Source organism: Sulfuricella sp., from assembly GCA_041651995.1.
Classification (GTDB): Bacteria; Pseudomonadota; Gammaproteobacteria; order Burkholderiales; family Sulfuricellaceae; genus Sulfurimicrobium.
On record JBAZID010000011.1, the window covers coordinates 69,021 to 87,897 of the forward strand.

15 protein-coding genes and 4 tRNA genes are annotated in these 18,877 nt (G+C 55.1%); all 19 read left to right on the forward strand.

What is annotated here, in order from left to right; genetic code table 11:
• The first annotated feature begins 1 nt into the window (after nucleotide 1).
• Complete coding sequence (locus tag WC392_12615; GenBank protein ID MFA5243208.1) at nucleotides 2-1,015, forward strand: histidine kinase; 1,014 nt, start codon at nucleotides 2-4, stop codon at nucleotides 1,013-1,015.
• Nucleotides 1,016-1,021: 6 nt separating this feature from the next.
• Entirely contained in the window at nucleotides 1,022-1,783 is a 762-nt protein-coding gene (locus tag WC392_12620; protein ID MFA5243209.1) for a LytTR family DNA-binding domain-containing protein, read from the forward strand.
• A 71-nt stretch (nucleotides 1,784-1,854) separates the two neighbouring features.
• Nucleotides 1,855-1,939: transfer RNA gene (locus WC392_12625), tRNA-Tyr, on the forward strand.
• 61 nt (nucleotides 1,940-2,000) lie between these two features.
• A tRNA-Gly gene (locus WC392_12630) sits at nucleotides 2,001-2,074 on the forward strand.
• Between the two features lie 7 nt (nucleotides 2,075-2,081).
• Nucleotides 2,082-2,156, forward strand: a tRNA-Thr gene (locus WC392_12635).
• A 32-nt stretch (nucleotides 2,157-2,188) separates the two neighbouring features.
• Nucleotides 2,189-3,379, forward strand: coding sequence for an elongation factor Tu (gene tuf / locus WC392_12640; protein ID MFA5243210.1), 1,191 nt, complete (start codon nucleotides 2,189-2,191; stop codon nucleotides 3,377-3,379).
• Between the two features lie 90 nt (nucleotides 3,380-3,469).
• Nucleotides 3,470-3,545, forward strand: a tRNA-Trp gene (locus WC392_12645).
• A gap of 61 nt (nucleotides 3,546-3,606) precedes the next feature.
• A complete protein-coding gene (gene secE, locus WC392_12650; GenBank protein ID MFA5243211.1) occupies nucleotides 3,607-3,960 on the forward strand; it encodes a preprotein translocase subunit SecE in 354 nt (117 codons plus the stop codon).
• Nucleotides 3,960-4,493: a transcription termination/antitermination protein NusG gene (gene nusG, locus WC392_12655; GenBank protein ID MFA5243212.1), complete on the forward strand. Its 534-nt coding sequence runs from the start codon at nucleotides 3,960-3,962 to the stop codon at nucleotides 4,491-4,493. Before secE ends, nusG begins: the two co-directional genes overlap by 1 nt.
• A gap of 171 nt (nucleotides 4,494-4,664) precedes the next feature.
• Nucleotides 4,665-5,099: a 50S ribosomal protein L11 gene (rplK, locus tag WC392_12660; GenBank protein ID MFA5243213.1), complete on the forward strand. Its 435-nt coding sequence runs from the start codon at nucleotides 4,665-4,667 to the stop codon at nucleotides 5,097-5,099.
• Nucleotides 5,100-5,101: 2 nt separating this feature from the next.
• Nucleotides 5,102-5,797, forward strand: coding sequence for a 50S ribosomal protein L1 (rplA, locus tag WC392_12665; protein ID MFA5243214.1), 696 nt, complete (start codon nucleotides 5,102-5,104; stop codon nucleotides 5,795-5,797).
• 274 nt (nucleotides 5,798-6,071) lie between these two features.
• Nucleotides 6,072-6,563, forward strand: a complete 492-nt coding sequence (gene rplJ, locus WC392_12670) for a 50S ribosomal protein L10 (GenBank protein MFA5243215.1) — start codon at nucleotides 6,072-6,074, stop codon at nucleotides 6,561-6,563.
• 53 nt (nucleotides 6,564-6,616) lie between these two features.
• Nucleotides 6,617-6,988: a 50S ribosomal protein L7/L12 gene (gene rplL / locus WC392_12675; protein ID MFA5243216.1), complete on the forward strand. Its 372-nt coding sequence runs from the start codon at nucleotides 6,617-6,619 to the stop codon at nucleotides 6,986-6,988.
• Between the two features lie 152 nt (nucleotides 6,989-7,140).
• Nucleotides 7,141-11,274: a DNA-directed RNA polymerase subunit beta gene (rpoB, locus tag WC392_12680; GenBank protein MFA5243217.1), complete on the forward strand. Its 4,134-nt coding sequence runs from the start codon at nucleotides 7,141-7,143 to the stop codon at nucleotides 11,272-11,274.
• 135 nt (nucleotides 11,275-11,409) lie between these two features.
• Nucleotides 11,410-15,609 carry a DNA-directed RNA polymerase subunit beta' gene (gene rpoC / locus WC392_12685; GenBank protein ID MFA5243218.1) on the forward strand — a complete coding sequence of 1,400 codons (4,200 nt, stop codon included), beginning with the start codon at nucleotides 11,410-11,412 and terminating at the stop codon, nucleotides 15,607-15,609.
• Between the two features lie 121 nt (nucleotides 15,610-15,730).
• Nucleotides 15,731-16,108, forward strand: coding sequence for a 30S ribosomal protein S12 (gene rpsL / locus WC392_12690; protein MFA5243219.1), 378 nt, complete (start codon nucleotides 15,731-15,733; stop codon nucleotides 16,106-16,108).
• A gap of 18 nt (nucleotides 16,109-16,126) precedes the next feature.
• A complete protein-coding gene (gene rpsG / locus WC392_12695; protein ID MFA5243220.1) occupies nucleotides 16,127-16,597 on the forward strand; it encodes a 30S ribosomal protein S7 in 471 nt (156 codons plus the stop codon).
• A 32-nt stretch (nucleotides 16,598-16,629) separates the two neighbouring features.
• A complete protein-coding gene (gene fusA, locus WC392_12700) occupies nucleotides 16,630-18,723 on the forward strand; it encodes an elongation factor G (protein ID MFA5243221.1) in 2,094 nt (697 codons plus the stop codon).
• Nucleotides 18,724-18,751: 28 nt separating this feature from the next.
• Nucleotides 18,752-18,877: GTP-binding protein (locus tag WC392_12705; protein ID MFA5243222.1), on the forward strand; the 126-nt coding region annotated here is incomplete at its 3' end.

Below are 18,877 nucleotides of genomic sequence, written 5' to 3' on the forward strand. Positions count from 1 at the left end.
CATGGCAAGTATAAATCAAAACCAGCGGCCCCCGGTGGCCCTGCCCAATTTTTGCAATCTGGGGGTGAACCTGCGCATTCTGCTCGCCGTAAATGGCATGAGCCTGATCGCGGCTGGCCTGAAAGCATCCACCTGGGCCTTGTTCTGGCAGGAGTTGATGGGAATTGCCGTGCTGGTGCAGCCGGTATTGCTGTTGAGCCTGCTGCTGCTGTGCACGGTGCGAAAATTTCTGGATCGCCTGCCTTATCGGGGCGGCATCGTGATGGTCGTGCTACTGGAAGAATTGCTGACCACGCTGGCGTATTTCCTGGGGCGCGAATTGCTGGATACGGTTGAATCATTTCAGCTGTACCGATACTGGATATTCACTTTCTTGCTGACAGCCACGCTGCTGGTTTATTTCAATTTACGCAGCCGCGCGCTTTCGCCAGCCTTGAGCGAGGCCCGGTTGCAGGCGCTGCAGGCGCGCATCCGGCCCCACTTCCTGTTCAATAGCATCAATGCGGTGCTGAGTCTGATTCGCAGCAATCCGAAAGCGGCGGAAACCGCGCTGGAAGACATGGCGGACCTGTTTCGCGTGCTCATGGCGGACAATCGCAATCTGGTCGGCCTTGAGCAGGAAGTGGCCTTGAGCCGCCAGTATCTCGGGCTGGAGCAGTTGCGGCTGGGAGAGCGTTTGCGGGTGATATGGCACACGGAAAAAATGCCGCACGATGCGCTGATCCCCCCCCTGGTTTTGCAGCCCTTGCTGGAAAATGCCGTATATCACGGTATCGAGCCGTCGATTCTGCCGGGCGAGATTTGTGTCAATATTTACAGTAGCCGCAACCAGGTTCATCTGGTATTGCGCAACCCCTATCGCAACGAAGGGAATCACCATAGCGGCAACAAGATGGCACTGGGAAATATACGCGAAAGACTGGCGCTGCATTTTGATGCCGAGGCAAGCCTGACAACGCAAATCAGCGATAACGCTTATCAGGTGCACATCGTGATTCCCTATATGAAGCAGTGAGGGCCCATGGCCGATCCAATAAGAATACTGATCGTGGACGACGAAGCGCCGGCGCGTAACCGCCTGCGCGAGGTGCTGGCGGATTGTGCGGAAAATCTGCCGGTAATTGCGGCGGGAGAGGCGGCATCGGGGCGGGAGGCGCTTGACTGGCTGGAGCACAACACGGTTGACGTGGTACTGCTGGATATCCGCATGCCGGAAATGGACGGGATTGAGCTGGCGCGGCACATGCAGAAATTGAAAAATCCCCCCGCAGTGGTTTTTTGTACCGCATATGATCAGCATGCCATTGAGGCATTCGAGGTTAATGCCATCGATTATCTGCTCAAGCCTGTTCGGCGGGAGCGCTTGATCCTGGCGCTAAACAAGGCGCAGGCATATTCACGGCTACAGTTGAAAGCCGTGTCTCGCCAGCCACGGGTTAACCTTGCCATGTCCGTGGGGGGCAAAATAATGCTGGTGCCAGTGGCGGACATTGTGTTTCTTCGGGCGGAGCAGAAATACGTGACGGTGAGAACGCTGATGCATGAATACCTGACGGAAGAGTCTCTGATGCATCTGGAGCAGGAGTTTGGTGAGCACTTTGTGCGCATACACCGCAATTGCATCGTGGCACGAGATTTTATTGCCGGTTTTGAAAGGCAGCAGCCCAGCAGCGAGGATGAAGCCGGAAGCTTTGCCTGGACGGTTTTGCTGCGCGGCCTGGAAGAGAAATTGCCGATCAGCCGCAGGCATCGGCATATCGTCAAGGAAACGGCGGGCGATTGAGTTTCTCAGGGGGAATGTAATATGTGTTGACATGCGGCCCGGGAAAGTAGAAAATGGCGCGCTTCGTTAACGGAGGGGTTCCCGAGCGGTCAAAGGGATCAGACTGTAAATCTGACGGCTCAGCCTTCGAAGGTTCGAATCCTTCCCCCTCCACCAGGATTTGTAGGTGTAAAAGCGGCGTGAAAGCGCCGTTTTTAGTCGGTAAAAGTAATTAAGTGCGGGTGTAGCTCAATGGTAGAGCAGAAGTTTTCCAAACTTACGACGAGGGTTCGATTCCCTTCACCCGCTCCAGATAGTAGCCCATGTAGCTCAGTGGTAGAGCACTCCCTTGGTAAGGGAGAGGCCGACAGTCCGATTCTGTCCATGGGCACCAATTAATTTCGCGCTAGAAAGGACGGCTAGATCATGGCAAAAGGCAAGTTTGAACGTACCAAACCGCACGTAAACGTGGGCACGATTGGTCACGTGGATCATGGCAAGACGACTTTGACGGCGGCGATCACAACGATATTGTCGAAGAAATTTGGTGGAGAAGCCAAAGGCTACGACCAGATTGACTCGGCACCGGAAGAAAAGGCACGCGGCATCACCATCAACACCGCGCACGTGGAATACGAAACGCAGGCTCGCCACTACGCCCACGTTGACTGCCCGGGACACGCCGACTACGTCAAGAACATGATCACGGGCGCAGCCCAGATGGACGGCGCCGTGCTCGTGGTATCCGCAGCAGACGGCCCGATGCCCCAGACCCGCGAGCACATCCTGCTTGCCCGTCAGGTTGGCGTACCCTACATCATCGTCTACATGAACAAAGCCGACATGGTCGACGACCCCGAACTGCTGGAACTGGTTGAAATGGAGATTCGCGAACTACTCTCCAAATATGACTTTCCAGGCGACGACACCCCCGTCATCATCGGCTCGGCACTGAAAGCCCTCGAAGGCGACCAGAGCGACATCGGCGAACCCTCCATCTTCAGGCTGGCAGACGCACTCGACAGCTACATCCCGCAACCGGAACGCGCCATTGACGGCACCTTCCTGATGCCAGTGGAAGACGTCTTCTCCATCTCCGGACGTGGCACCGTCGTAACCGGCCGTATCGAACGCGGCATCGTCAAGGTCGGCGAAGAAGTTGAAATTGTCGGCATCAAGCCCACCATCAAAACCACCTGCACCGGTGTAGAGATGTTCCGCAAACTGCTCGACCAGGGTCAGGCAGGCGACAACGTCGGCGTACTGCTGCGCGGCACCAAGCGAGAAGAAGTCGAGCGCGGCCAGGTACTGGCCAAGCCAGGCTCCATCACCCCGCACACCAAATTCTCGGCAGAGATCTATGTGCTCTCCAAGGATGAGGGCGGCCGTCACACCCCATTCTTCCAGGGCTACCGTCCGCAGTTCTACTTCCGCACCACCGACGTAACCGGTGCGATCGAACTGCCGGCCGGCACGGAAATGGTCATGCCGGGAGACAACATCTCGATCAACGTTGCGCTGATCCAGCCGATCGCCATGGAAGAAGGCCTGCGTTTCGCGATTCGCGAAGGCGGCCGTACCGTTGGTGCCGGTGTCGTGGCCAAGGTCATCGAGTAATTCAAGAAGCGCTCAGCCGTCAGTATTCAGCCATCAGGAAAATCTGATGATGGCTGAATGCTGATAGCTGAGCGCTGACAGCTTAAACACAGGCCAGTAGCTCAATTGGCAGAGTATCGGTCTCCAAAACCGAGGGTTGGGGGTTCGAGGCCCTCCTGGCCTGCCATTCACAGCCGGCAATGCGGGTGTGTTAAACGTTCGCTTTGCAGTGGCTATATTAAGTACACATGACAACAACAGACAAGATCAAGCTGGGCCTGGCGTTTCTGCTGCTGATGGCGGGAGTAGCCGGCTTTTACTATTTGGGCAATCAGGCCACTGTGATCCGGGTGCTTGCGGTACTTGCGGGAGTGGCCGCTGCCGCGACCGTGGCCTGGATGTCGCAACCTGGCAAGCAATTTCTTGCTTTCAGTAAAGAGTCCGTAGCCGAAACACGCAGGGTGGTGTGGCCAACCCGCAAGGAAACGATGCAGACAACAGGCGTGGTATTCCTGTTGGTGGTGGCAGTGGCCCTGTTTTTGTGGGTGGTGGATGCCAGCCTGATGTGGTTGGTGCAGTTGCTGATGGGGCAGGGGGATTGATGTCGAAACGCTGGTATGTGATACACGCCTACTCGGGTTTCGAGAAGAGTGTGCAACGTGCATTGCTGGAGCGCATTGAGCGTGCAGGCATGCAGGACAAGTTTGGTGAGATTCTGGTGCCGCTGGAAGAAGTGGTGGAGATGAAGGGTGGGCAGAAATCCATCAGCGAGCGAAAGTTCTTCCCGGGCTACGTGCTGGCCCAGATGGAAATGACGGATGAGTCCTGGCACCTGGTTAAAAGTACACCCAAGGTAACCGGGTTCGTCGGTGGCAGCGGCAACAAGCCCACTCCGATTACGGATAAGGAAGTCGAAGCCATTCTGAGGCAGATTCAGGAGGGTGTGGAGAAGCCGAAACCCAAGGTGCTGTTCGAGGTGGGTGAAGCGGTCCGCGTTACAGAAGGTCCATTCAACGATTTCCACGGCAATGTGGAAGAGGTGAATTACGACAAGAACAAGTTGCGTGTGTCGGTGCTGATTTTTGGCCGTGCCACGCCGGTCGAGCTGGATTTCGGTCAGGTCGAGAAAGCATAAACAGGCGATTCGGAGCGCGGGGCTCCGAGTTGTTTTTAAAGGGCGCGCGTCTCAAACAAGATGCGCGTGCAATACGGGAAGGCTAGCAACTTCAGGCGCGGTATTGTCGTGCCGGAAAACCCCGATTTCCAGATTGCTGGCCGTTAGACCCATACACAAGGAGTAGTTGAAGTGGCAAAGAAAATCATTGGCTACATCAAGCTGCAGGTTCCGGCCGGTAAGGCCAACCCCAGCCCCCCCATTGGCCCTGCTCTGGGTCAGCGTGGTCTGAACATCATGGAATTCTGCAAGGCATTTAACGCCGCAACTCAGGGCGTTGAAGTTGGTCTGCCGATTCCCGTGGTGATTACTGCTTTTGCGGACAAGAGCTTCACTTTCATCATGAAGACTCCGCCCGCAAGCGTGCTGATCAAGAAGGCATCGGGTGTGCAAAAGGGCAGCCCGCGTCCCCATACCGACAAGGTTGGCAAGCTGACGCGCGCCCAGGCGGAAGAGATCGCCAAAACCAAGATGCCGGATCTGACCGCATCCGACATGGATGCCGCCGTACGTACCATTGCTGGCAGTGCGCGCAGCATGGGTATTGAAGTTGAGGGGGTGGTGTAATCATGGCAAAAATATCTAAAAGAATGAAAGCCATCAAGGGCTCTGTTGATCGCACCAAGCTTTACCCCTTGGTTGATGCACTGACCCTGGTGAAGAAAAACGCGACCGCAAAGTTTGACGAATCCGTGGATGTTGCCGTGAACCTGGGTATCGATGCGCGTAAATCCGACCAGTTGGTGCGTGGCTCGGTTGTGCTGCCACGCGGCACCGGCAAGAGCGTGCGCGTTGCTGTGTTTGCCCAGGGCGACAATGCCAAGGCCGCTCTGGAAGCGGGTGCGGATATCGTCGGATTTGAAGATCTGGCAGCAGATGTCAAGGCTGGCAAGATGGATTTTGATATTGTGATTGCGACGCCGGATGCCATGCGCGTGGTTGGCGCCCTGGGTCAGATTCTCGGGCCACGTGGTCTGATGCCAAACCCTAAAGTCGGTACGGTGACCCCGAATGTGGCAGAGGCAGTTAAAAATGCCAAGGCCGGTCAGGTTCAGTACCGCACCGACAAGGGCGGTATCGTGCAATGCACGATTGGCCGTGCTTCTTTTGCTGAAGATGCGCTCAAGGAAAATCTGCTGGCATTGGTAGACGCTTTGAACAAGGCCAAACCGGCCGCTTCGAAAGGTGTCTATCTGAAGAGAATCGCTGTCTCCAGCACCATGGGAGCGGGTGTCCGGGTGGATCAGTCCACACTGGCCGCATAAAGAATTGGGGAGGCCGGCGCGCTTTGCGCTGGCTCTAGTCCAAGACCGTGGGGACGGAGAGCGGACGCTCGGGGTTTAATGGCCTGGCAGCATGCAGGCCCCCTACGCAGACGGTGTAACCCAGAGAAAGAATGCCAGGCTAAGCTCTGCGATGCAGAGTGGATCCGAGGATGTTGGGCTTTAACAGGCAGAACACTGGAATTCTGATCAGGTCGCCGTAGGTGGCATGTGCCTAGGCATATGCTGTTTGTTGGCTTGATAGGAGGAAAGACTCGTGAGTCTCAATCTGGAAGATAAAAAAGCCGTCGTTGCCGAGGTTGCGGAACAGATTGCCAAGGCTCAGACCGTAGTGCTGGCTGAGTACAATGGTATTGAAGTTCCCAATTTGACCGTACTGCGCAGTAAGGCCCGTGAATCGGGTGTGTATCTGCGTGTCGTGAAAAACACTCTCGTGCGTCGCGCTGTCGCAGACACCCAGTTCGCTCCTTTGGCTGAGCATATGACAGGTCCGCTGATCTATAGTATTTCGGCTGATCCGGTTGCTGCTGCCAAAGTGCTGAACGATTTTGCGAAGGGTAACGACAAGCTGGTACTGAAGGCGGGTTCTTATGCGGGCAAGGTATTGGACAAGGCAGGTGTGCAAGCACTGGCTTCCATTCCGAGCCGTGATGAGCTGCTGTCGAAACTGTTGGGCGTCATGAAGGCTCCTGTATCCAGCTTTGCTGGTGCAATGGCTGCTATGGCCAAACAGCGCGAAACCGCTTAAACCGCGAAACCACGTAATCAATTTTTCAAGAGATTTGAAATAGGAGTATTGAAATGGCTGTTACTGCAGAAGACATTCTTGAAGCCGTAGGCGCGATGACTGTAATGGAACTGAATGACCTGGTTAAGGCATTCGAAGAGAAATTCGGCGTTTCTGCTGCTTCCATGGCTATGGCTGCACCGGGTGCTGGTGCTGCTGCTGTTGTTGAAGAGAAAACCGAATTTGACGTCATCCTGACCGGAGCCGGCGACAACAAGGTTAACACCATCAAGGTGGTTCGCACTATCACCGGTCTGGGCCTGAAAGAAGCCAAGGATCTGGTTGATGGCGCTCCCAAGGCTGTCAAGGAAGGCGTTTCCAAGGCTGATGCTGACGCTGTTGCCAAACAGTTGATCGAAGCTGGCGCAACTTGCGAAGTCAAGTAAGCGGTAGTTGATGTACGGGTTCAGGCTGGTGGGAAACCACCAGCCTTTTTCCGTTTTTTTTGTCAGCGTAGAAGCTAGAAGAAACGAGGACTGCGTTCGTTCCATCGTTTCTTCTATCCTCTGCAGCAGCAAGTAACTCCATGGAGATCTCAATGAGCTACTCATTTACCGAGAAAAAACGCATTCGCAAAAGCTTCGCCAAACGCGTGAGCGTGCAGGAAGTTCCCTTCCTGCTGGCGACGCAGATCGATTCTTACGCCGGATTCCTGCAGGCAGAAGTGCCTGTTGCCGAGCGCATGAACGATGGTCTGCAGGCGGCATTCAGCTCGGTTTTTCCGATTTCCAGCCATTCCGGCAATGCGCGTCTGGATTATGTCAGCTATATTCTGGGTGAACCACCCTTTGATGTAAAAGAATGCCAGCAACGCGGCTTGACCTTCGCGGCTCCGCTGCGCGTCAAAGTGCGCATGACACTGATGGACAAGGAGGCTTCCAAGCCAACGGTCAAGGAAGTGAAGGAGCAGGAGGTGTACATGGGCGAGATTCCGCTCATGACCGACAATGGCTCTTTCGTGATCAATGGCACCGAGCGCGTCATTGTTTCGCAGTTGCACCGCTCTCCCGGTGTGTTTTTCGAGCATGACCGCGGCAAGACCCATTCATCCGGCAAGCTGTTGTTCTCGGCACGGGTCATTCCTTACCGTGGTTCGTGGCTCGATTTCGAGTTCGATCCCAAGGATTACCTCTATTTCCGCGTTGACCGCCGCCGCAAAATGCCGGTGACCATTCTGCTCAAGGCGCTGGGTTATAACCATGAGCAGATCTTGAGCATGTTTTATGCAACCGATACTTTCCACCTGGGCAAGAAGGGTGTGCAGTTCGAACTGGTGCCGGAACGTCTGCGTGGCGAAATCGCGCGTTTCGATATCACCGGCAAGGACGGTACAGTCATCGTTCCCAAGGACAAGCGCATTACCGTAAAGCATATCCGTGAAATGGAGCAGGCCGGTATCAAGAAAGTGTTCGTGCCGGAGGAATTTATTCTCGGCCGCGTGCTGGGTGAAAATGTGGTCGATAAGGAAAGCGGCGAGATTGTTGCTCAGGCCAATGACGAAATCAGCGAAGACCTGCTCGCCAAGTTGAGCGAAGCCGGTATCGCAAAAATAAACACGATTTACACCAATGACCTGGATCAGGGCGCATATATTTCCCAGACTCTGCGTATTGATGAGACGGCAGATCAACTGGCTGCGCGTGTGGCGATTTACCGCATGATGCGCCCAGGCGAACCGCCTACGGAAGACGCTGTTCAGGCGCTGTTCGATGGCTTGTTCTTCAATGCGGATCGCTATGATCTGTCGAAGGTGGGCCGGATGAAATTCAATCGCCGTGCCTATCCCGAGAAGCGCGTCGAAAAGAGTGCCGAGTGGATTAATCGCTTCCAGGATCGGGTCGGCCCGGTGGGTGCCGAGGGTGAGAGCATCCTCTCCAATGATGACATTCTCGCGACCATCATGATTCTGGTCGAATTGCGCAACGGGCGTGGCGAAATCGATGATATCGATCACCTTGGCAACCGTCGCGTGCGTTCCGTGGGCGAATTGGTGGAAAACCAGTTCCGTGCCGGTCTGGTGCGCGTCGAGCGTGCGGTGAAAGAGCGTCTTTCCCAGGCTGAGTCAGACAACCTGATGCCGCATGACCTGATCAACGCCAAGCCAGTATCGGGTGCCATCAAGGAATTCTTCGGTTCCAGCCAGTTGTCGCAGTTTATGGACCAGACCAACCCGCTGTCCGAAATTACTCACAAGCGCCGCGTATCGGCCCTGGGGCCGGGCGGTCTGACGCGTGAACGTGCCGGTTTTGAAGTGCGCGACGTGCATCCGACCCATTATGGCCGCGTGTGCCCGATTGAAACGCCTGAAGGCCCGAACATCGGTCTGATCAACTCGCTCGCGCTGTTTGCGCGCACCAACGAATATGGCTTCCTGGAAACGCCTTACCGCAAGGTGAATGATGGCAAGGTGACGGACCAGATCGATTATCTTTCCGCCATCGAAGAAAGCCAGTATGTGATCGCCCAGGCCAATGCCAGCCTCGACAAGAAGGGCAAACTGGTGGATGAGCTGGTGTCCTGCCGTCATCACAACGAATTTGCCATGTCCACTCCGGACAAGGTCCAGTACATGGACGTGGCGCCTGCCCAGATCGTGTCCGTCGCGGCCTCGCTGATCCCATTCCTCGAGCACGACGACGCCAACCGCGCCTTGATGGGTTCGAACATGCAGCGTCAGGCGGTGCCTTGCCTGCGTGCCGAGAAGCCTTTTGTCGGTACCGGTATCGAACGCACGGTGGCGGTTGACTCGGGCACCACGGTTCAGGCGCGCCGGGGCGGTATCGTGGATTACATTGACGCGAGCCGTATCGTGGTGCGTGTGCATGATGCCGAAGCGGTGGCCGGCGAAGTGGGTGTGGATATCTATAACCTCACCAAATACACCCGCTCCAATCAGAACACCAACATCAACCAGCGCCCGCTGGTCAAGGTGGGCAACATACTTCAGCGCGGCGATGTCATCGCCGATGGCGCTTCCACCGATATGGGCGAGTTGGCCCTGGGGCAGAACATGTTCGTGGCGTTTATGCCGTGGAACGGGTACAACTTCGAGGATTCGATCCTGATTTCCGAGCGTATGGTGGCTGAAGATCGCTACACCTCGATTCATATCGAAGAATTGAGTGTGGTGGCCCGTGATACCAAGCTTGGCGCGGAAGAAATCACGCGTGACATATCCAATCTGTCGGAAGTGCAGCTGGGTCGCCTGGATGAGTCTGGTATCTGTTATATCGGTGCCGAGGTCGAGGCGGGCGATGTGTTGGTGGGCAAGGTAACCCCCAAGGGCGAAACCCAGCTTACACCGGAAGAAAAGCTGCTACGTGCCATTTTTGGTGAAAAAGCTTCCGATGTTAAGGATACTTCATTGCGTTTGCCTTCCGGCATGACCGGTACGGTGATCGACGTGCAGGTATTCACGCGTGAAGGCATCGAACGCGACAAGCGCGCCCAGCAAATCATCGACGATGAACTGAAGCGTTTCCGCCATGACTTGAACGATCAGATGCGTATTGTGGAAGAAGATGCATTTGGCCGTATCGAACGCCTGCTGGTGGGGAAAACAGCCAATGGCGGGCCGGCCAAACTGGCCAAGGGTGCGGCGGTCAGCAAGGAATATCTGGAGAAGGTGGAGCGCCACGGCTGGTTCGATATCCGCTTGTCCGAAGAAGATGCGGCACGCCAGCTCGAACAGCTCAAGGACAGCCTGGCACAGAAGCGTGTTGAATTCGATGCCATGTTCGAAGAGAAGAAGAAAAAGCTCACCAGCGGAGACGAACTTCCCCCCGGCGTGCAAAAGATGGTGAAGGTTTATGTTGCGGTCAAGCGCCGCCTGCAGCCTGGCGACAAGATGGCCGGCCGCCACGGTAACAAGGGTGTGATTTCCAAGATCGTTCCGATTGAAGATATGCCGTTCATGGCCGACGGCACGCCGATGGACATCGTGCTTAACCCGCTGGGTGTGCCATCGCGTATGAACGTAGGCCAGATTCTGGAGACACATCTCGGCTGGGCGTCCAAGGGCCTCGGCAACCGTATTGGAGAGATGCTCGAAGCGCATGCCAAGGTTCAGGATATGCGCAAGTTTCTGGACAAGATATATAACAGCACCGGCAAGCAGGAAGATATTGCCTCTTTCAGTGACATCGAAGTGCTTGAGCTGGCGAATAACCTCAAATTTGGCGTGCCTTTCGCGACTCCGGTATTTGACGGCGCCAGCGAGGAAGAAATCAAGGGCATGCTGGAACTGGCAGGTTTGCCGCGCAATGGTCAGGTGACATTGCATGATGGCCGCACCGGCGAGGCGTTTGAGCGTCAGGTTACGGTTGGTTACATGCACGTGTTGAAGCTGCATCACTTGGTTGACGACAAGATGCACGCCCGTTCCACTGGCCCTTACAGTCTGGTGACGCAGCAACCTCTGGGCGGCAAGGCACAGTTTGGCGGCCAGCGTTTTGGTGAGATGGAGGTGTGGGCGCTTGAAGCTTATGGTGCATCCTACGTTCTGCAGGAAATGCTGACTGTCAAATCGGACGACGTTACTGGACGTACAAAGGTGTACGAAAATATCGTCAAGGGCGAACACAAGATTGATGCCGGCATGCCGGAATCCTTCAACGTGCTGGTGAAGGAAATCCGTTCGCTCGGTATTGATATTGATCTGGAAAGATCTTAGTCAGCTGGCAGCATCCATCCGTCAGGGCGCCATAATTACTGCCAACCCTGGCGGAATGTCTGAAAAACGTTTGTATTTATAGATTTAAGCTGACAGCTGAAAGCTGATAGCAGAAAGCCAAAACCGGAGGTTTTCATGAAAGCATTGCTCGATTTGTTCAAACAGGTCACTCAGGAAGAAGAGTTCGACGCCATCAAGATTGGCCTTGCCTCTCCCGAGAAGATCCGTTCCTGGTCCTATGGCGAAGTCAAGAAGCCCGAGACCATCAACTACCGGACTTTCAAGCCCGAGCGCGATGGCCTGTTCTGTGCCAAGATTTTCGGGCCGGTCAAGGATTACGAATGCCTGTGCGGCAAGTACAAACGTCTCAAGCATCGCGGCGTGATCTGCGAGAAGTGCGGCGTTGAAGTGACCCTGTCCAAGGTGCGCCGCGAGCGTATGGCGCATATCGAGCTGGCCAGCCCGGTGGCTCATATCTGGTTCCTCAAGTCGCTGCCATCACGCCTGGGCATGGTGCTGGACATGGCGCTGCGTGACATTGAGCGCGTGCTGTACTTCGAAGCCTATGTGGTGACCGATCCCGGCATGACACCGCTGAATCGCTGCCAGCTGCTGACCGAAGACGATTACCTTGCCAAGGTCGAAGAATATGGCGACGAGTTTTCCGCCAGCATGGGCGCTGAAGGTGTGCGCGCACTGCTGCGAGGGATTGAGCTGAATAGCGAAGTGGAAAAACTGCACAAGGAGCTGGCCGCAACCGGCTCTGACACCAAGATCAAGAAAATCGCCAAGCGCCTTAAGGTGCTGGAAGCATTCCAGAAATCCGGCATCAAGCCTGACTGGATGATCCTGGAAGTGTTGCCGGTTCTTCCTCCCGAGCTGCGTCCTCTGGTGCCGCTGGATGGTGGCCGATTTGCGACTTCCGACCTGAATGACTTGTACCGTCGCGTGATCAACCGCAACAACCGTCTGAAGCGCCTGCTTGAGCTGAAGGCGCCGGAAATCATCGTGCGCAATGAAAAGCGCATGCTGCAGGAATCCGTGGATTCCCTGCTCGACAACGGCCGCCGCGGCAAGGCCATGACCGGCGCCAACAAGCGCCCGCTGAAGTCACTCGCCGACATGATCAAGGGCAAGGGCGGTCGCTTCCGGCAGAACTTGCTGGGCAAGCGCGTCGACTACTCCGGCCGTTCCGTGATCGTGGTCGGCCCGCAGCTCAAACTGCACCAGTGCGGCCTGCCCAAGAAAATGGCGCTGGAATTGTTCAAGCCTTTCATTTTCCACAAGCTCGAAGTGCTCGGCCTGGCTACGACCATCAAGGCGGCCAAGCGCCTGGTGGAAGAAGAAGGACCGGAAGTATGGGACATCCTGGAAGACGTGATCCGCGAACACCCAGTCATGCTGAACCGTGCCCCGACGCTTCACCGTTTGGGTATTCAGGCATTTGAGCCGGTGCTGATTGAAGGCAAGGCCATTCAGCTGCATCCGCTGGTTTGCGCGGCATTCAACGCCGACTTCGACGGCGACCAGATGGCCGTGCACGTTCCCCTGTCGCTGGAAGCACAGATGGAGTGTCGTACCCTGATGCTGGCTTCGAATAATGTGTTGTCACCCGCCAACGGCGAACCCATTATTGTTCCATCGCAGGATATTGTTCTGGGGCTTTACTACATGACCCGCGAGCGTATCAACGCCAAGGGTGAAGGAATGATGTTCTCCGATGTGGTGGAGATTTCCCGTGCCTACGAATCCCGTCAGGTCGATCTGCACGCCAAAATCACTGTGCGGCTCAAGGAGTTCACGCTTGAGGCTGACGGTGAAAAGAAAGAAAAGATTACGCGCTACGAAACAACGGTTGGGCGCGCCCTGTTGGCAGAATTGCTACCAGCGGGTCTCCCGTTCTCCGTGGTAAACAAGCCGCTTAAAAAGAAAGAAATTTCCAGGCTTATCAATTCCAGCTTCCGCCGTTGCGGTCTGCGCGAGACGGTTATTCTTGCCGACAAGCTGATGTACACCGGTTTCACCTACGCGGCGCGTGCCGGCATCTCGATCTGTGTGGATGACATGCTGGTGCCGACACAGAAAGAAGGCATTCTGGGTGCCGCCGAGGCAGAAGTTAAAGAAATCGAGATGCAGTATTCCTCTGGTCTGGTGACTCAGGGCGAGCGCTATAACAAGGTCGTGGACATATGGGGCCGTGCTGGTGACGTCGTAGCCAAGGCCATGATGGATCAGCTGGGCAGCGAAAAAGTGATCGATCGCGAAGGCAAGGAAGTGAAGCAGGAGTCATTCAATTCCATTTACATGATGGCCGACTCCGGTGCCCGTGGTTCCGCTGCGCAGATTCGCCAATTGGCCGGTATGCGTGGCCTGATGGCCAAGCCAGATGGCTCGATTATTGAAACGCCGATTACGGCAAACTTCCGTGAAGGTCTGAACGTGCTGCAGTACTTCATTTCTACTCACGGTGCACGTAAGGGTCTGGCGGATACCGCGCTGAAAACCGCAAACTCCGGTTACCTGACGCGCCGCCTGGTGGACGTGACACAGGACCTGGTGGTGACCGAGCAGGATTGTGGCACCAGCAATGGCGTGGCGTTGAAGGCGCTGGTTGAGGGTGGTGAAGTGGTAGAGGCGTTGCGCGAACGGATTCTTGGCCGTTCTACAGCCGCAGATGTAGTGCACCCTGAAACCGGTGCAACCGTTTACGAAACCGGCACCCTGCTGGATGAGGATGCAGTGGAAGCCATTGAGGCGCTGGGTATTGATGAAGTCAAGGTGCGCACCCCCCTTACCTGCGAAACACGCTACGGCTTGTGCGGCAAGTGCTATGGCCGAGACCTCGGTCGCGGCACGCTGGTCAATGTTGGTGAAGCGGTTGGTGTCATTGCGGCTCAGTCGATTGGTGAGCCTGGCACACAGCTGACCATGCGTACCTTCCACATTGGTGGCGCGGCGTCGCGTGCAGCGGTTACCAGCCAGATTGAAATCAAGTCAAACGGTACGCTGCGCTTTACTTCCGGCATGCGTTATGTGACCAACGTCAAGAATGAGCCAATTGTCATTTCCCGTAGCGGAGAAGTGATCATCCAGGATGATAATGGCCGTGAACGTGAGCGCCACAAGGTGCCTTATGGCTCAACCCTGCTATCCATGGATGGCACAGTGGTGAAAGCCGGGCACGTACTGGCAACGTGGGATCCTCATACCCGCCCGATTATTACCGAATACGCGGGTAAGGTGCGTTTCGAGAATGTTGAGGAAGGCGTTACTGTCGCCAAGCAGATCGATGATGTTACCGGGCTATCGACTCTGGTGGTTATCGATCCAAAGCGTCGCGGCACCAGTCAATCCAAGGGTTTGCGCCCACAGGTGAAACTGCTGGATGAAAAAGGCGAAGAAGTCAAAATTGCCGGAACCGATCTGCATGTAAACGTGACTTTCCATGTGGGCTCCATCATCACCGTGAAGAACGGTCAGGACGTGGGCGTGGGAGAGGTTTTGGCGCGTATCCCGCAGGAAACTTCCAAAACTCGTGATATTACCGGTGGTCTGCCACGTGTGGCCGAACTTTTCGAAGCACGTTCACCAAAAGATGCGGGCCTGCTGGCAGAAGTCACGGGTACGATCTCCTTCGGCAAGGATACCAAGGGTAAACAACGCCTGGTGATCACGGATCTGGACGGAAATGCCAATGAATACCTGATCGCCAAGGATAAGCATGTCACGGCGCATGATGGTCAGGTGGTCAACAAGGGCGAGTCGATTGTGGACGGTCCTGCCGACCCGCACGACATTCTGCGTCTTCTGGGCGTTGAGGCGTTGGCGCGCTACATTGCCGACGAGGTGCAGGACGTCTATCGCCTCCAGGGTGTGAAGATTAACGACAAGCATATCGAGGTGATCGTGCGGCAGATGTTGCGGCGCGTAACCATTTCCGATTCCGGTGATACCCGCTTCATTCTGGGTGAGCAGGTTGAGCGTGCTGAAGTGCTGGATGAAAACGAGCGCATGGAAGCGGAAGGCAAGCTTGGCGCCGCTTACAATTACATGTTGCTGGGTATTACCAAGGCATCCCTGTCCACCGATTCCTTTATCTCCGCAGCGTCCTTCCAGGAAACAACCCGGGTCCTTACGGAAGCGGCAATCATGGGTAAGCGGGACGAGTTGCGTGGTCTCAAGGAAAACGTTATCGTCGGCCGCCTTATTCCCGCCGGTACTGGCCTTGCATATCACAATACGCGCCGCAAGCAGAAGCTGGGGATGGATATGGGTGAGAATATACTGGTCGATGAAACGCCAGTGGAAGCCCAGGATGATGAACAACCTGCTTGACAGCGGGGTATTAACTCAATAAAATTCTCAGTCTTTTTACATCCGGGTAATTTCTCGGGCGCAGGATTGAATTAAGGGACGGCTCTGCCGTCCCGTCATTTTTATTTTAGGAATTTAACGCATGCCAACCATCAACCAATTAGTGCGCAAGCCGCGCGCCCTGCAGAAAGAAAAGAGCAAGGTGCCCGCGTTGGAGAGCTGCCCGCAGCGTCGCGGTGTATGCACTCGTGTTTACACCACCACGCCAAAGAAGCCAAACTCCGCTCTGCGTAAGGTTGCCAAGGTGCGCCTGACGAATGGCTTCGAAGTCATTAGTTATATCGGTGGTGAAGGCCACAACCTGCAGGAGCACTCGGTTGTGCTGATTCGCGGTGGCCGTGTTAAAGACTTGCCCGGTGTTCGTTACCACACCGTGCGAGGTAGCCTCGATACGGCTGGAGTGAAAGATCGTAAACAAAGCCGTTCCAAGTACGGTGCCAAGCGCCCTAAAGCCGCTTAATTGATTGAGGTTTAGAAAATGCCAAGACGTAGAGAAGTCCCCAAGCGTGAAGTTCTTCCTGATCCAAAATTCAACAATCAGGAGTTGACGAAATTTGTTAACGTTCTGATGATTCAGGGCAAGAAAGCTGTTGCTGAGCGCATTATTTATGGCGCGCTGGACCAGATTCAGAAGAAAAGCGGCAAGGACCCGATCGAGGTGTTTACGCAGGCGTTGACCAACGCGCGTCCGATGGTTGAAGTCAAGAGCCGTCGTGTGGGTGGTGCAAACTACCAGGTTCCAGTTGAAGTGCGTTCCGTGCGTCGTACGGCCCTGGCGATGCGCTGGTTGCGTGATGCGGCGCGCAAGCGTGGCGAAAAATCCATGGGGATTCGCCTTGCCGGTGAATTGATGGATGCGGCTGAAAACCGTGGCTCCGCAATCAAGAAGCGCGAAGAAGTGCACCGTATGGCTGAAGCCAACAAAGCCTTCGCCCATTTCCGTTTCTAATTCAGTCTCTAGATAATTAAGGTTGCATAGCTGTGGCACGTAAAACACCCATTGAACGTTACCGTAATATCGGCATCAGTGCTCATATTGACGCAGGCAAAACCACGACCACCGAGCGTATTCTGTTTTATACCGGTGTGTCTCACAAGATTGGTGAGGTGCATGACGGCGCTGCGACCATGGACTGGATGGAGCAGGAGCAGGAGCGCGGCATCACCATTACTTCTGCGGCGACCACCTGTTTCTGGAAGGGGATGGACAACAATTTCCCTGAGCATCACATCAACATTATTGATACCCCTGGGCACGTAGACTTCACAATCGAAGTTGAGCGTTCCATGCGTGTGCTTGATGGTGCTTGCATGGTCTACTGTGCAGTGGGTGGTGTGCAGCCGCAATCCGAAACTGTGTGGCGTCAGGCCAACAAGTATGGTGTTCCACGCCTGGCTTTCGTTAATAAGATGGATCGTTCTGGCGCCAATTTCTTCAAGGTCTATGAGCAGATGCGCACCCGCCTCAAGGCGAATCCAGTGCCGCTGCAGGTGCCGATTGGCGCTGAAGATACCTTTGCTGGTGTGGTTGATCTGATCAAGATGAAGGCTATCTTCTGGGATGATTCCACTCAGGGTATGAAGTTCGAAGAGCGCGAAATCCCTGCTGATCTGCTGACAACGTGCCAGGAATGGCGCGAAAAGATGGTTGAAAGCGCAGCTGAAGCTTCCGAAGAGTTGATGAACAAGTACCTTGAAGAGGGCGACCTCTCGATTGCTGATATCAAAAAAGGTCTTCGTCAACGTACTATCGCCAGCGAAATTGTTCCGATGATGTGTGGTTCTGCATTCAAGAACAAGGGCGTGCAGGCGATGCTGGACGCGGTGGTTGAATTTATGCCATCGCCACTGGATGTTCCTCCGGTCAAGGGTATTCTGGAAGACGAGAGCATTGGTGAGCGCAGGGCGGCCGACGACGAAGCCTTCTCTGGTCTTGCATTCAAGATCATGACTGACCCGTACGTGGGCCAATTGATTTTCTTCCGGGTTTATTCGGGCGTGGTTAAATCCGGAGATACGATTTATAACCCGGTCAAGGGCAAGAAAGAGCGTATCGGCCGGATTCTTCAGATGCACGCGAATCAGCGCGAAGAAATCAAGGAAGTGCATGCGGGCGATATCGCTGCTGCTGTAGGATTGAAAGAGGCCACTACCGGCGATACGTTGTGTGACCTGAACAAGGTCATTATTCTGGAGCGCATGGTTTTCCCCGAGCCGGTAATTCACGTTGCCGTTGAGCCAAAAACCAAGGCCGACCAGGAGAAGATGGGTATCGCCCTGAACCGCCTGGCACAGGAAGATCCATCCTTCCGCGTGCGTACTGATGAAGAAACCAATCAGACCATTATTTCCGGCATGGGTGAGTTGCACCTCGAGATTCTGGTGGATCGCATGAAGCGTGAGTTCGGTGTCGAGGCCAACGTGGGCGCCCCTCAGGTTGCTTATCGTGAAGCGATTCGCAAGGCGGTTGAAGTTGAAGGCAAGTTTGTCAAACAGTCTGGCGGTCGCGGTCAGTATGGCCATGTCTGGCTCAAAATGGAGCCAAACGAAGCTGGCAAGGGCTTTGAGTTTGTTGACGCCATCAAGGGCGGTACTGTGCCGCGTGAATATATCCCTGCGGTTGAGAAGGGCTTGGTCGATACGCTGCCAAATGGCGTTCTGGCCGGTTTCCCTGTGGTGGACGTGAAGGTCACTTTGTTTGACGGTTCCTACCATGACGTGGACTCAAACGAAAACGCCTTCAAGATGGCGGCATCGATTGGATTCAAGGATGGCATGCGCAAGGCCAGCCCGGTTCTCCTCGAACCCATGATGGCGGTCGAGGTGGAAACGCCTGAAGAGAAAATGGGTGACGTGATGGGCGATCTGTCTTCCCGTCGCGGCATGATTCAGGGTATGGAAGACATGGCAGGTGGTGGCAAGGCGATCAAGGCAGAAGTGCCGCTGTCGGAAATGTTTGGTTATTCGACCACGTTGCGTTCACTGACTCAAGGCCGGGCGACTTACACAATGGAATTCAAGCACTATGCTGAGGCGCCAAAGAACGTCGCCGAAGCCATCATGAACAAGAAATAACCGTAATTGAGATTAAGAGGATACTGACATGGCAAAAGGCAAGTTTGAACGTACCAAACCGCACGTAAACGTGGGCACGATTGGTCACGTGGATCATGGCAAGACGACTTTGACGGCGGCGATCACAACGATATTGTCGAAGAAATTTGGTGGA